The 14,842-nt window shown below is 74.6% G+C and carries 9 protein-coding genes; 5 read left to right on the forward strand and 4 right to left on the reverse strand.

Annotation, left to right across the window (positions count from 1 at the left end):
• Nucleotides 1-26: 26 nt before the first annotated feature.
• The 3 genes from MXD59_RS24000 to MXD59_RS24010 form a co-directional block, all read right to left on the reverse strand.
• Nucleotides 27-1,367, reverse strand: coding sequence for a coenzyme F420-0:L-glutamate ligase (locus tag MXD59_RS24000; protein WP_372512190.1), 1,341 nt, complete (start codon nt 1,365-1,367; stop codon nt 27-29).
• Between the two features lie 91 nt (nt 1,368-1,458).
• Complete coding sequence (gene cofD, locus MXD59_RS24005) at nt 1,459-2,472, reverse strand: 2-phospho-L-lactate transferase (protein WP_248826854.1); 1,014 nt, start codon at nt 2,470-2,472, stop codon at nt 1,459-1,461.
• A gap of 94 nt (nt 2,473-2,566) precedes the next feature.
• On the reverse strand, nt 2,567-3,199 hold the full coding sequence (locus MXD59_RS24010; RefSeq protein ID WP_248826855.1) for a TetR/AcrR family transcriptional regulator: 633 nt from the start codon (nt 3,197-3,199) through the stop codon (nt 2,567-2,569).
• A 367-nt stretch (nt 3,200-3,566) separates the two neighbouring features.
• Here MXD59_RS24010 and MXD59_RS24015 point away from each other — a divergent pair, with 367 nt between their 5' ends.
• The 5 genes from MXD59_RS24015 to MXD59_RS24035 all read left to right on the forward strand — a co-directional run bounded on the left by MXD59_RS24015 (nt 3,567) and on the right by MXD59_RS24035 (nt 13,330).
• Nucleotides 3,567-3,851: a hypothetical protein gene (locus MXD59_RS24015; protein ID WP_248826856.1), complete on the forward strand. Its 285-nt coding sequence runs from the start codon at nt 3,567-3,569 to the stop codon at nt 3,849-3,851.
• Nucleotides 3,852-4,072: 221 nt separating this feature from the next.
• A complete protein-coding gene (locus MXD59_RS24020) occupies nt 4,073-6,844 on the forward strand; it encodes a bifunctional FO biosynthesis protein CofGH (RefSeq protein WP_248826857.1) in 2,772 nt (923 codons plus the stop codon).
• A gap of 445 nt (nt 6,845-7,289) precedes the next feature.
• Nucleotides 7,290-8,021 carry a WhiB family transcriptional regulator gene (locus MXD59_RS27550; RefSeq protein WP_283097416.1) on the forward strand — a complete coding sequence of 244 codons (732 nt, stop codon included), beginning with the start codon at nt 7,290-7,292 and terminating at the stop codon, nt 8,019-8,021.
• A gap of 30 nt (nt 8,022-8,051) precedes the next feature.
• Nucleotides 8,052-11,702, forward strand: a complete 3,651-nt coding sequence (locus MXD59_RS24030; protein ID WP_248826858.1) for a glycosyltransferase family protein — start codon at nt 8,052-8,054, stop codon at nt 11,700-11,702.
• Nucleotides 11,699-13,330: a DUF5719 family protein gene (locus MXD59_RS24035; RefSeq protein ID WP_248826859.1), complete on the forward strand. Its 1,632-nt coding sequence runs from the start codon at nt 11,699-11,701 to the stop codon at nt 13,328-13,330. Before MXD59_RS24030 ends, MXD59_RS24035 begins: the two co-directional genes overlap by 4 nt.
• Before the next feature lie 62 nt (nt 13,331-13,392).
• Here the strand turns inward: MXD59_RS24035 and MXD59_RS24040 are convergent, their stop codons facing one another.
• Entirely contained in the window at nt 13,393-14,838 is a 1,446-nt protein-coding gene (locus tag MXD59_RS24040; protein ID WP_372512188.1) for a type I phosphomannose isomerase catalytic subunit, read from the reverse strand.
• Between the last annotated feature and the right edge of the window lie 4 nt (nt 14,839-14,842).

Genomic DNA, 14,842 nt, shown 5'->3' on the forward strand with positions numbered 1-14,842 from the left:
GGTGGGGAGGTGGTGCGGGGGCGGGGTCAGCGGTGGAGGAGGAAGTCGGCGGGGGAGCGAGGTGGGCGGGGGGCGGTGGGGGCGGCGGGGTGACCGATGCCGACGGTGCCCACGGGGATCCAGGTGTCGGGGAGGTCCAGGGTGCGGGTGACGACCTCGGCGCAGAACAGGGTGGAGGACACCCAGCAGGAGCCGAGTCCCTCGGTGGCGAGGGCGACGAGGAGGTTCTGCACGCCGGCGCCGACGGCGACGGTGAACATGCGCTCCTCGGCGCGGGCCCGTCGCTCGTCGGGGTAGGGGTGCGCGTCGTCCAGCACCATGATCGGGATGATCAGTTGGGGGGCGCGGCGCAGGACGTCCCCGCGCTGGAGGCGGCGGGCGATCTGCGCGTCGTCGAAGCCGTCCCGACGCAGATCCTGGGCCCAGGCGTCGGCCATCGCGTCGAGCAGGGCGGTGCGGCGTTCGCTGACCAGGACGAAGCGCCAGGGGGTGGTGTGGTGTGGGGCGGGGGCGGTCAGGGCGGCGGCCACGGCCCGTTCGACGGCGGCGGGGTCGACGGGGGCGGCGCTGAACTCGCGGACCGTGCGGCGCTCGGTCAGGGCGGCGCGGCGGGCCTCCAGGGTGCCGAGGCGGAACATGTCCTCGTCGCTGGGGCGCACGAGGGCCCGGGCGCCCGTGCCGTCCTCGGGCAGGCGGCCGTAGCCGCGCACGACCGCCACCGGGGTCGCGCCGAGTTTGCCCTTGACCAGGTCTGCGGCGGCGGCGAGTTCGTCGGCCTCGGCGACCTCGGTCATGCCGAGTTCGTTGCCGTAGCCGTCGACCTCGCCGATGTGGCTGCGCAGGGCGGACATCCCGGCGACGCCGATGGCGAGGTCGGTCAGGCCGCGGCGCCAGGGACGTCCGGCGGTGTCGGTGATGACGACCGCGACGTCCACGCCGAGCCGGTCGGCGAGGCCGGCGCGCAACCGGGCGGCGCTGGCGTCCGGGTCCAGGGGGAGCAGGGCCAGCCAGTCGCCGGACACGTTCGACGCGTCCACCCCGGCGCTCGCGAGCACCAGGCCGTGGCGGGTCTCGACGATGCGGGTGGGTCCGCGGCTTGCCACCTCGCGTACCGATTCGGCGTCGATCGCGGCCTGTCGGGCGGCCTCCCGGTCGACCCCGGCGGGCACCAGTCGACCCTCCGCCTTGGAGACGATCTTGGATGTGACGGCCAGGACGTCTCCGTCGGCCAGCGGACGATCGCCCGCCGTGACCGCCGCCGCGACCGCCTCGGCCAGATCGGTGCCGGGCAGGATCTCCCCGAACCCGGCCAGCCCGTGGATCTCCAGAGCCGCACTCGGCGGCCCGCCGTGTCCCGTCCCCGCCACCACACCGCCGGACGCCACACCGCCGGACGCCACACCGCCGGACGCCACACCGCCGGAGGTCGCGAGGTCGGAGGTCGCGAGGTCGGCGAGCTCAGACACCGGCGAGGTCCAACGCGGTGCCGACGATCGCGGCGGTCTCCGTCAGATCCGTCATGAACAGTGGACGGGAGACCACGGTGGCCCCGGGCACGACCGTGTCGGCGTCCGCGGTGTCCACCACCCACCCGTCCAACAGCCCTGCCGTCCCCACGGCGCCACCAGCACCGTCCGTGCCACCAGCACCAGCACCGGCGGATGGGGAGCCAGTGCGGCCTCGTCCGCCGTAGTGCCGGCCGACGGCCTGGGCGGACGTCTCGACGCCGATCGCGGCCAGGCAGGCGTCGGCCATGCCACGTACCGCGGCTCCACCGATGATCGGTGAGATGCCGACCACCGGGGCCGAGGTCGCGGCGAGGGCGTCGCGAATGCCGGGCACGGCCAGGATCGTGCCGATCGACACGACCGGGTTGGACGGGGGCAGCAGCACCACGTCGGCGTCCGCGATGGCGTCCAGCACACCGGGGGCGGGTGTCGCCCGCTCGGCGCCGAGCGCGACGATCGACCGCGCGGGCACCCCGGCCCGCATCCGCAGCCACCACTCCTGGAAGTGCACCGCGCGCTGACCCTGCTCATCCTCGAGGACGACGTGGGTCTCGACCCGCTGGTCGCACATCGGCAGCAGGCGCACACCGGGCTTCCAGCGCACGCACAGGGCGGCCACGACGTCGGACAGCGGATGGCCGGCGTCGAGCATCTGGGTGCGGACCAGGTGGGTGGCGAGATCCCGGTCACCGAGGCCGAACCAGGCCGGGCCGACCCCGTAGGCGGCGAGTTCCTCGGCGACGACGAACGACTCGTCCTCGCGACCCCAGCCGCGTTCGGCGGAGATGCCGCCGCCCAGGGTGTACATGACCGTGTCGAGGTCGGGGCAGATGCGCAGGCCATGCAGGGTGATGTCGTCACCGGTGTTGCCGATCACCGTGATGTCGGCGTCGGGCAGGGCGGCCTGCACGCCGAGCAGAAAGCGGGAGCCACCGATCCCGCCGGCCAGAGCTGTCACCTTCACAACCGGTGATCCTGGCATCCCGGCGCCGCCGGTGCGTCACGCGGATCGGTCCGCGCTCGCCCGAGGCGGGCGCGGGCGGCGCCACCAGGTCGGATCAGAGCGGGTGGGGCGGGTTCTCCGAGCCGAGGTTCGGCCGGGCGAACAGCGGCGCCACCCAGCCGCTGAACTCCGTTTTGGCTGGTAGCGGGGCGTCCTGGCAGAACGCGGTGAGCAGGAAGTGCACGAGGTGGCTGGTGGGCCGGCTCGGAGCCGGGTTGGCCAGGCCACCCTCGATGGTCGCGACGACCGCGTCGGCGGCCAGTGCCCGATCGGCGGCGGGGACGAAGTCGTGCACGGCGGCGAGGGCGAGTTCGTGCAGCCACGAGTGCAGCCGCTCGTGGTACTCCATGATCGGCTCGGCATGCGGGGCGCGCTCGGCGACACAGGGGTGCAGCGTACGTCGACGCTCCACGGAGTCGAGTGCGAGGAACAGGCGCTCGGCCGGGTCGCCGGGCAGCGCGGCGATCCGCTCGACCTCGACGTCGAGCAGGCGGTTCAGCACCGCGGCGAACGCGTGGTCCTTCGAGCGGAAGTACCAGTACACGCTGCCGGGTTCGATGCCCGCGGAGCGGGCGATCTCCGCGATGGAGGTAGCCGCGAAGCCCCGGGCCAGGAACTGCTCTTCGGCCACTGCGAGCAACGCGTCGATCCGCTCCTCGCGGGGGACGTCCTGGCGATTTCGTGGCACCCGGTCAGCCTAGCGACTTTGGCCCGCGCAGCCGAGAGATTCGGATCAGCGCACAACCGGCTCCGCTGCCATACCCAGCTGCCGGAATTCACACACCTGCCAGATTTGCACGTGAGGTAAATCACTTTTTATGTGGCAATTGTCTGACTTGATCGTGCGATTCGCGGATTTTCGCAGGTGGTGGACCCCGGCTGTGGCCGAACGGGTCGGGTGAATGCGGCGTTCGGGGGGATGAGCCCCCTGTGGCCACGGCCCGGCCGGCATGTTCGCCGGCCGGATGTGGCATCTGTCACCCGACATCTCTTGATTCGGCTTAGAGAGCGCAGTGAGATGAGCCTGAGCTCTCCACGTCGCTGGAAGGACCGTCATGTCCGAGATCAGGACCACCAAGAGCCTCGAAGCCCTGTCCGCCTCGCTCAACCGCGCGCTTGCCGGAGCGCGGGCCCCCCAGGTCGTCGCCGCGCACCGGGCTCAGCGGCGCAGTACGGCGGCGACCTCGGTGCAGGGGGACGATGCCCGCCTGCGCCGCGCCCGGGAGGCCACCGCCACGCTCGCCGCCCGCTCCCGGACAAACATGCTGATCGGCACGCTCGATCGCCTCCGCCAGCCGGCCACGGGCTGGCGGGCGAACCAGGTGACCCCACCAGCCTGATCCCACTGCCAGCCTGATCCCACTGCCAGCCTGACCCCGCCGGCCCGCACCTGCCACATCAGCACCTGCCACATCGGCACCTGCGAGACCTGTACCTGCGAGACCTGTACCTGCGACATCCGTGCACCTTCGAGACGCCGGTGGCGGCGGACCAGGGTGTCTGCCGACCCGCCGGCGGGCGCCCCGGCCGCTGCCCATCGGGAGCGGAAACCGAGGAAGCCATGACGACTACGGCGGCGACATCCGACGGCGAGAGCGACCTGCCCACGGCGCCGCACCGCACGCCGGGCAGGAGCGTCGCGCCGCCCGAGCCCGTCGCCGCCCCGCCCGGTCGGACCGTCACCCCACCCGGTGGGACGCTCCCCGGGCCGGGGGACGAGTCCGCCGCGCCGTCGGCGTCGGCGCTGCGTCGGGCGCTGCGCCGGGCCCGGGACGGCGCCACTCTGGACGCGGTCGAGGCGGCGGTGCTGCTGGCGGCCCGCGGCGACGATCTCGTCGATCTGTGCGCGTCGGCGGGGCGGGTGCGGGACGCGGGGCTGGCCTCGCTGGGACGGCCGGGGGTCGTCACCTACTCGCCGAAGGTGTTCATCCCGCTGACCCGGCTGTGCCGGGACCGCTGCCACTACTGCACGTTCGCCACCGTCCCGCACCGGCTGGACGCGCCGTACCTGTCCCTGGACGAGGTGCTCGAGGTCGCCCGGGCCGGGGCGGCGGCGGGTTGCGCCGAGGCGCTGTTCACCCTGGGCGACCGGCCCGAGGATCGTTGGCCCGCGGCCCGCGAGTGGCTCGACTCCCACGGCTATGACTCGACGCTCGGTTACCTGCGCGCCGCCGCCATCGCGGTGCTGGAGGAGACCGGGCTGCTGCCGCATCTGAACCCGGGCGTGCTGAGCTGGACGGAACTGGCCCGGCTCAAGCCGGTGGCGCCGTCCATGGGCATGATGCTGGAGACGACCGCGAGCCGCCTGTGGTCCCAGCCGGGCGGTGCGCACTTCGGCTCGCCGGACAAGGACCCCGCGGTGCGGCTGCGCACGCTCACCGACGCCGGGCGGCTGTCGATCCCGTTCACCACGGGTCTGCTGCTCGGGATCGGGGAGACCCGCGCCGAGCGGGCCGAGACCATCTTCGAGCTGCGCGACCAGGCCCGGCGTTACGGTGCGATCCAGGAGGTGATCGTCCAGAACTTCCGGGCCAAGGACGACACCGCCATGCGCGCCGTGCCCGACGTGGGCGCCGCGGAACTGGCCGCCGCCGTGGCGGTGACCAGACTCGTGCTCGGGCCCGGCCTGCGGGTGCAGGCTCCGCCGAACCTGGTCGACACCGCCGAGTGCGCGCTGCTGCTGTCGGCCGGCATCGACGACTGGGGCGGCGTCTCCCCGGTCACCCCGGACCACGTCAACCCCGAGCGGCCCTGGCCCGACCTGGACGTGCTGCGGGCGGCGACGGCGCAGGCCGGTTTCACCCTGCGACCCCGGCTGACGGTCTATCCGTCCCACCTGGGGCAGCCGTGGATCGACCCGCGCGTGGCCGGGCACGTGGCCGCCCTCGCCGGCCCCGACGGCCTGCTGGCGCAGCCGGTGCGTCCCGTCGGACGGCCCTGGCAGGAGCCCGACGGCGGCCTGGTGGACTCCGGCCGCGTCGACCTGCACACCGAGGTCGACACGGTCGGACGGCACAACGCCGCCCGCGCCGACTTCGACACCGTCTACGGCGACTGGGAGTCGCTGCGTGCCCAGGTCAGCGCCGCCGGGACCGGTGCCGACGGCGTGATCGGCACGGGCCGCCGCGCGACCGACGGTGGTGCGTCCGCGGGTGGTGCGTCCGGGGTGGAGCGTCTTGATCCGGATGTGCGGGCCGCGTTGCGCCACGCCGGCACCGACCCGGCGGGTCTGCGCGACGACGAGGCGCTCACCCTGTTCGGCGCGCGCGGGGCGGCGCTGGAGGAGCTCTGCCTGCTCGCGGACGGCCTTCGCCGGGACGCGGTGGGCGACGACGTCACCTACATCATCAACCGCAACATCAACTTCACCAACGTCTGCTACACCGGCTGCCGGTTCTGCGCGTTCGCACAACGCCGAGGGGACGCGGACGCCTACACGCTGTCGCTGTCGGAGGTGGCCACCCGGGCCGCGCAGGCGTGGTCGATCGGCGCCACCGAGGTCTGCATGCAGGGCGGGATCGATCCGGATCTGCCCGGGAGCGCCTACTTCGACCTCGCCCGTGAGATCAAGAAGGCCGCGCCCGGTCTGCACCTGCACGCCTACTCGCCGATGGAGGTGCTCAACGGGGTCACCCGAACGGGAATGTCCATCGCCGACTGGCTGACCGCGGCACGCGAGGCGGGCGTCGACTCGGTGCCGGGAACGGCCGCGGAGATCCTCGACGACGAGGTCCGCTGGGTGCTGACCAAGGGCAAGCTGCCGACCGCCAGCTGGGTCGAGGTGATCACGACGGCGCACCGGGTGGGCCTGCGTTCGACGGCCACGATGATGTACGGCCACGTCGACACGCCGACGCACTGGGTCGCCCACCTTCGGCTGTTGCGCTCCATCCAGGACGAGACCGGTGGCTTCACCGAGTTCGTGGCACTGCCGTTCGTCCACCACTCCTCGCCGATCTACCTGGCCGGCGTCGCCCGTCCCGGCCCCACCGTCCAGGAGAACCGGGCGGTGCACGCGATGGCCCGCATCCTGCTGCACCGTTCGATCGACAACATCCAGTGCTCGTGGGTGAAGCTCGGCGTCGACGGCTGCCGCGAGGTCCTGCGCGGTGGAGTCAACGATCTCGGCGGCACGCTGATGGAGGAGACGATCAGCCGGATGGCGGGCTCCCAGCACGGTTCACGTCGCTCGGTGGCCGAACTCGAGGAGCTGGCGGCATCGGCGGGTCGTCCCGCTCGGCAACGGACCACCACCTATGGGCGGGTCCCGGACGAGCGCTTTCATGCTGCCCGAGGAGGCCCCGTCCGAACCATGCTGCCGGTGGTGTCCTGACACCCGCCATGTCTCGGACTGGAAATTACTCTAGGTAGTCAAACGGATTTGAATAGATGACTGGACCGTCTGGCATACATCGAAAGGGGTGATACGTCTGGTCGCAGGTTTGCCCGTTTGGGCATTCTTGTCCGGTCCGGTCGCACGCAATAATGCGAGCATCGTCGCCATACCGATTGCGCTCCGTTACTGATCGGGCGGTTGTCCGGACCCGCAGTGATGGTGTGCAGTGACTGTGAGCTATGTTCTCATCGCTGGTTGTAGAAGATGTTGCGCCGGTGGGGTTGACGCGACCGGGTTCGGCGCGTGTAATTACCGGCGTGTCATTCCCCTTGCTGGCGGGATTCGTGCGGTAGAGCGATGCCCTGCCGGTGTGGAACCAGCACCTGCGCGCCGGCGCCCAGGGGGTGGCCGACCGCACCGCGACGGGTCTGGAGGAGTCCCCATGGAGCACACCGACGCGGGCGTCCACACCGTCCTCGCGGACGTCGAGCGTCCCGCTGAGCATGACCCGTTCGGTGATCACTCCGAGCGGGTGCTCGCCGAACGACACACACAGGCCACACCGCAGCCGCGGTCGGTGGTCGCCGGGGTCGGGTCCGCCCGTCCCGGCCTGCCCGTCCAGCCGTCCGGGAGCCATGTCGGCGCCCGCGAGGTCGGTCATCTGCGTTCGGTTGGCGGCGACCACGATGTCGCCGACCGGGCGGACACGGTGGGCACCGCGGTGGGCATCGACGTCCGGGACACGCTCGAGGTCCGGGAGGAGTCAGGCGTCCGGGAGGCTCTGGACGTCCGGGAGGCTCTGGACGTCCGGGAGGGCCTGGACGTCCGGGAGGGCGAGGGCGTTCAGGACAACGAGGACGACGTCGAGGACCTGCTCGATGACGCGCCCCTCGACGACCCATCGGGCGATCTTGCCGCGGTGATCGACCTTGGCCTGGGCGATCTGCTCGGCGAGGCGATGGAATGGCAGGAGCGTGCCCTGTGCGCCCAGACCGACCCGGAAGCCTTTTTCCCGGAGAAGGGCGGGTCGACCCGGGAGGCCAAGCGCATCTGTTCCGGTTGCGAGGTCCGGCCTGAATGCCTGGAATACGCCCTGGAAAACGATGAGCGTTTCGGGATCTGGGGTGGCATGTCCGAACGGGAACGACGCAAGCAGCGGCGCCGAGCAGTCTGACGTCGGGCAGTGGAGGACGTCCGGCGGGGGGTGAACAGCCCGCCGCCGGTGGGTCTGCCGCCGCCCGGCGCGCCCCCGAGCACCGTCGCGGTGGTGGCGGTCGTCGTGATCGCGGCCGACCGCGCCGAGGCGACCAGGTCCATCCCGTTGGCCGCGCCGTTGGCACTGCCCGGGGCGTCGGCACTGCCCGGGCCGGTGCCGGTGCCGGTGCCGAGGCGGCCGTCCGGCGCCGCTCGGCGGCTCGACGATCAGGTGCTCGACCAGGCGGTCGACCTGCGTGTGGTCGAGGTCCATCTCGGGGCGCAGGCACCTGCGGCGAGCTCCGCGGCGTCGTCGAGCGCGCACCTGGTGCTCTGCCTGCCCGCCGGTACACCCCTGGGCGCGGCGGTCGCCGCCGCCCTCGATCTCGCTGGCGGCCCGCCCCCCGGCGGATTCGTCTGGCTGCTCGACCAGCACACCGTGCCCGCGGCGGACACCCTGCGCACGTTGTTGGCGTACGCCCGGGTCGATCCCGGAGCCGCGGTGCTCGGCCCGAAGCTGCGCCGCGGCGTCGCGGCGCCGCGGTTGCTGGAGGTCGGCGCGAGCGTCGACCGGGCCGGACGGCGGCACACCGGCATCCGCGCCTGCACACCCGACCACGGGCAGCACGACGGCGTGCGCGACGTCCTGGCTGTCTCCTGGCGGGGGCTGCTGGCCCGTTCCTGGGCCTGGCGGCGCCTGGACGGACTCGATCCCACCCTCGCGGCCGCCCACGATCTTGACCTGGGCTGGCGGGCCGCCCGCGCCGGGCTTCGCACCGTCGTCGTCCCGATGGCCGTGCTCACCGAACCGATCTCGCAGCCGGGCCGGCTCGACCCGGGCCGCGCCGAGCGGGTGGCGGCGCTGCGGATCGGACTCGCCCACACCGCCCTGCCGCTGCTGGCCCCCGCCGTGCTGGCCCTGCTGGGCATGACCCTGCTGCGCGCCCTGCGCCTGCTGGCGCGCGGCCGCGGCCGGCTCGCCGCCCGCGAACTCGCTCTGCCAGCCCTGGTTCTGGGGCGGCCCGGTGCCGTCCTGCGTCTGCGGCGACGTGCGGCCCGCACCCGGACGGTGCCCCAGCGGGCCGTCCGCTCGCTGTTCCCGCGAGGCCTGGTCCACCCGGCCCGTCCACTCCGACGGTCGACCCATCAGGAACCTCCGCCACCCACGCCGCGGCCCCCCGCCCCGTCGATTCCCGCCCCACGCGCTCCCGCTCCGCCCGCCTGGGCCGCTCCGCTGGCCGCACCCGACAGGCCCGGCCCGCGGGCCGCGAGCCCGTCTGCCGTCAGCCGTCCCACCGCGACCCGGCCAGCCCCACTCCGGCGCACCGGCGCATCGGGTGGCGCCTCGGGGGCCCCGGTGGTTGTTGTCGCGGACGCTTCGGGCGGCCGTTCCGTGGCGGTCCTGGTCGTGTCGCTCGCGGCCGTCGGACTGGTGGCGATGCGCGCGATGCCGGTGGACGCCCTCGGTGCCGGGCTGCCGATGCCCGCGGACGTGGGCGAGCTGTGGTCGGCGGTGTGGTCAGGGCGACTACCCGGGCCGGACGGGCTGGTCGGACCGTTGGACGGCGGGCAGCCGGTCCCACCGATCGTCGCGCTGATCGCCGCGGTCGCCAGCGTTCTGGGTGGCCGGGTGACGGCCGCCAGCTGGCTGCTGCTCGCCCTGGGACCGGCCCTGGCTGGCTGGAGCGCGCACCGGGCACTCGGGCGGCTCGAGTGGACGCCAGGCCAGTCCCGTCCGCTCGTGCGCTGCGCGCTGGCCGCCGGGTACGCGCTCAACCCGGCGCTGACCGCGGCTGTGCTGGCCGGCCGGGTCGACACCGTCGGGGCGCTCGTCGCGCTCCCACTCGTGCTGGCCCACGCCGACGCCGTCCTGCGCGGACCGGTCGGTCCCGGGGAGCCGCACTGGGCCCGTCCGCGCGCCGCGCTCGCACTCGCGGTGAGCCTGACCGCTCTGGTCGCCTGCGCCCCGCCGCTGGCCGCTCCCGCCTGGGTCGTGCTGGTCGCCTGCGTCCTGCTCGTGCGCCCGGCCCGGCTGCCCGACGTGGCCGTGGCACTCGCCGGCTCGGTGATCCCCCTGATCCCCCTGCTGCCGGCGGGCGCGTGGTCGACCCCCGTGACCTCGCTGGCCGCCGTGCCGCGCCCCGCGCTGGGGTTGCTGGCCGGTGCGGGTACCCGACCGACCTCGGTCTACCTGGGCCTGCTGGCCGGATGCCTGTTCTGCTGGCTGATCGGACGTTGGCACGCGACCCCGACGGCCCGCCGAAGCGCCACCACCGGCTGGTGCCTGCTCCTGCTGGGGATGGCCGCGATGCTGATCACGCCGCGGCTGGCCGCGGGCCGGCGTGTGGGCGCCGCGCAGGCATGGTGGGCCGCACCCCAGTACGGCCTCGTGCTCGCCGCGGCGTTGCTCGCCGCCGCCGCCCTGGCCCTCGACCCGCAGCGGCCATGCCGGGGCCGGATCGCCCGACCGACCGCGGTCGCGATGACCACCCTGATCCTGGCGACCCCGGTCGCCCTCGCCGCGGACCGGCTGGTCAGCGGCACCCGCTGGCGCGGCAGCCCCGCCTCCTGGCTACGTGCCACCGCCGGCGTCGACGACTCGACCGCCGCCGCCGCGGCTGCCGCCGGCACCGATCCTGACCAGGACGCCTCGTCGGGCAGCAGCGCCTCGGGGGCACTGGCCGCCTGGTCGGGCACCGCGGGCCGGGCGGGCGAGGACTCCTCGGCCGTGGCCCGCGCGATCCTCGCCCGGATCCGCACCGAACCGCGCGGATCCCGCCTGCTCCTGCTGGACCGGTCCGAGCGCTCCGGCCTGGTCCGCTACGCCCTGGCCACCGCCTCCGGCGAGCGTTATCCCGCCGGCCTGGTCGGGCCGCCACGGCCGGCCGCCGACTTCGTCGCATCCGTCGTCACCGGTCTGACCAGCGGATCCGACCGGGCCGGCGGCTGGCTGCCGCTGCTCGCTGTCGCCGCGGTCGGCGTGCCCACCGCGGACGCGTCCGCCACGCTCGTCGACCGCCTGGACGAAAGCCCCGCCCTGGTCCGCGACCGCCCCCGGCCTGGCCTGCTGCTGTGGCGCCCCGCCAGCGGACCCGTCGCCCCGGCTCGTCCCGGCGCCCCACCCACCACGCCGGCCGCCTACATCGTCGACGCCGCTGCCCCCAGCTCCGACGCCAATGCCTCCGGTTCGGACGCGGCTGCCTCCGGCTCCGGATCGGCCGGGCGGGCAGCCGGCGGCGAGGCGCTCATGGCCGCACCGAGGTCCGCCCGGCTCCTTCCCGCGGACGGCGCGCTGCCCGCCCGAGCAGCCGTCCCATCTCCACGGGCCGGGTCCACGCGGGCCGGGTCCACGCGGGCCGGGTCCACGCGGGCCGGGTCCGCGGGGGACGACGGTGCGCGGGAGCTGGTTCTGGCCACGCCGGCGGGAAACGGCTGGCGGGCTTTTGCCGATGGGCGACCGTTGTCCCGATTCACCGCCTGGGGGTGGGCCGCCGGATTCCACCTGCCCGCGGATCTGCCCGCCGGCAGCCAGGTGCGCGTCGAGCGGGACGACACCGCGGCCCACCTACGGGCCCTCGTGCAGATCGGGGCGTTGGGCCTGCTGCTGCTCGCGCTGGCCGGCGTCGGTCTGCGCTCCCGCCTGATCGGACGGTCACGATGACCGATCATCCGGCCCTGGGGCGGCTCCGCGGCCCCAGGGCCGGTCCGCGGAGCCGCTCGGCGCGGCGGATCGTGCTGCGCACGGTCGTACCGCTGGCCGTCATGGGCCTGGGAGGTGCGTTCCTCGTCGACGAAGGTGCTGGTCCCGGGGTGCCACCGCAGGTGTCGATCGGGGTCCGGCAACTGGCCTGCCCCGACCCGACGATCATCCAGCCACGTGCCCGCGACGCCGTGCTGCCCGGTTCCGTGCGTCTCGACGTGGCCCTGGGCGCCGAGGCTGGCGGTGACGGGCAGGTCAGGGTGGCCCCGGCGGCGTCGGGTGGCGTCGGGGTGTCCGTCCGGGAACGTGGAGGATGGCTACGGCTCGCACCGCAGGATCGCGGGGGGACCGGGGCCCGGCTGGTCTCGGGACGGGGCGCCTCGGCCGCAGGCCTCGCCGCGACGGTGACCACCAGCGGCGACGGAGCCGGCCCGGCCCTGGCGGCCTGCGCCCCGCCGCGGGCCCGCAGCTGGTTCGCCGGGCCGTCCACCGAGGTCGGCCGGGACCCGCTGCTCGTGCTGGCGAATCTCGCCGACACCCCTGGGCAGGCCAGCGTGCGGGTCCTCACCGACGGGCCGGCCGCCCCCGGGCAGGACGTCAACGTCGCCCCCGGACATGCGATCGTTCGCCGGCTCGCCGCCTTCGCTCCGGAAGCCGCGGTGACCGCGGTGGACGTCCAGGTGCGGACCGGCCGCCTGCTGACCTGGATGGTCGATCGTTCGAGCGCGCAGGGTCCGTTCGCGGCGCCACGGCTGGTGCCCGCGACCGCACCGGCGGCACGTCGCCTGGTGCTCGGCGGGGTGGTCGTCCCCGCCGGCCCGCCGGCGCCCGACTCCACCCTTGTCCTGGCCGCGCCGGAAGGGTCCGCGAAGGTCCGGATCAGCGTGCTGACTCCCGCCGGGCCGCACGTTCCGCCCGGACTCGCCGGGGTCCGTGTCCCGGCCGCCGGGGTCACCAGGGTGTCCGTTCCGCTCCCCGCCGGCCCGGCCAGCGCGCTGCTCGTCGAATCGCTCGGCGCCGATGACCCCGACGGAGCCGCGGCCGCGGCGGGCGGCGGTGGCGGTGCGCCGGTGGTCGCCGAGCTGGGGCTGGCCTCGGGCTGGAAAGGCGTCCGTACCTGGGCGGGCGCCACCCGACTGGAACCGTCGGACGGCCGCCCGGGCCTGGACGGCTACAGCCGCGGCGTCGGCCTGACCGACCCGGACGGCCCCAGCGCCGGTGCCGGCACGGCCGCCGACGCGGTCGTCACGGTCCCCCCCGTCCCCGCCGGTGCCGCGGGTGCCCTCGTCCTCACCGCGCCGCTGGGACCGGTCACCGCCCGCCTGGACGGCACGGACATGCGCCTACGGGCTGGCTCGGTCACCGTCGTGGCGCAGCCCACCCGACCACCCGCCGCCCGGCTCACCGCCACCGGCGGCCCGCTGATCGCCACCGCCATCGCCGGCGCCCCGCCCACCGCGGGGCCCGCCGGAGCCGGCACGCGACCACGCCTGCCACGGATCCTCTCCGCGGTCATCCCCCTGCGCGGCGCGCCCACCCTGCTGGACGCGCTGCCCGCCGTCGCCGACCCCGGCCTCCCCTACCGCTGACAGCCCCACCGCTGACGGTGTCCGGCATGTGGCGTCAGGCGTCGGCGTCCGGCCAGGGGCGTTCAGTCGCCGGGGGCGGCCAGGAAGACCCGTCCGTGTCCGGAGAGAACCACGTCGGCCGGGGCGGTCACCAGGGCCGATTCGCCGCGGCGCAGGGTGAGGGGCGGCGGGTCGGTCGCGTCACCGTCGGTCACCGCCCGTTCGGGTGCGCAGGCGCCGGCGACCGGCCCCCCGTCCGGCCCCGTGATCGTCGCGGTGACCTGGCCGTCGACCGCGAGCAGGACCGTCGGGCGGCCCACCGCGAGAGCACCGCCGGTGCAGACAGCCTCGGTCAGGGCGAAGTCGACGACCGGGACATCCCAGCGGTGGAGCTCGCCGCCCGGGCCGGTGAGCAGGGGGCGGGGCGGTTGGACCGGGGCGTCGCTCGGCGTGGGGTCGAGGATGCGCAGCAGCTCGTCGACATCGATGTGCTTGGGGGTCAGACCACCGCGCAGAACGTTGTCGGACGCCGCCATGATCTCGATCCCCAGCCCGTCGACGTAGGCGTGCAGCAGCCGGGCCGGTTGGAACAGCCCCTCGCCGGGCGCCAGTGTGACGTCGTTGAGCAGAAGGGCGGCGGCCGTCCCCACGTCGCCGGGATGGGCCGCGGCCAGCCGTCCCACCAGGTCCGCCGCCCTGAAAAGATCATCGCCATCGAGGTCCGGCGGGCCAGCCGGTTCGGCTGGTTCGGCCAGGTCGGCGCGGTCGGCGGGACTGGTCGGCGCTGGGGCACCGACGTGCCGGCGGGCGGCGGCGACCAGGTCGTCCACCAGCGCCTTCGCGGGGGCGGCGGGCATGGTCAGCAGCAGGCGCAGCACGGCGGACGCGCCCGCCCGCGGATCGGTGACCAGGGGGGCGAAGGCCGCGGTGAGCGCGGGCACGCCGAAGCCGGCGACGACGGCGAGGGTGCGCGCGGGATCGCGGATGCCCGCGAGCGCGCGGAACGGGGTCAGCGCGACGATCAGCTCCGGCTTGTGGTTGGGGTCACGGTAGCGGCGCAGCGGATCGTTGAGCGCGAGACCCGCCGCCTCGTCCGCGGCGAAGCCGGCCCCGGCCTGGGTGGCATCCGGATGCACCTGCAACGACAGGGCGCGATCGGCGGCGAGCACCTTCAGCAGGAACGGCAGGGCGCCCACGAACTCGGCCGCCGGCCGGACCCCGTTGGCCGTCTCGACCAGTCCGGGTGCCACCGGATGGGTGCCCAGCCACAGCTCGGCGACCGGGTCACCGGTCGGTGGCACCCCCAACAGTGCCGGGATGGCCGTCGGTGAACCCCAGGCGTAGCCCTGAAGCACACCGCGTAGTGGAAGCACGCGGGCGCGGCGTCCGGTATCGGCACCGCCTGCGGCCGCGGACGAGTGGACGGTGGTGCCCTCGGGTGCCCTCGGCGGCACACGAACGTGCGCCGCCGGGGAGGTGTTCCTGGTCACGATCTCCCTCAGGAAGTACCCGGTGGCGATCGATGCCACCGGG

It is taken from the genome of Frankia umida (assembly GCF_023242945.1).
Classification (GTDB): domain Bacteria; phylum Actinomycetota; class Actinomycetes; order Frankiales; family Frankiaceae; genus Frankia; species Frankia umida.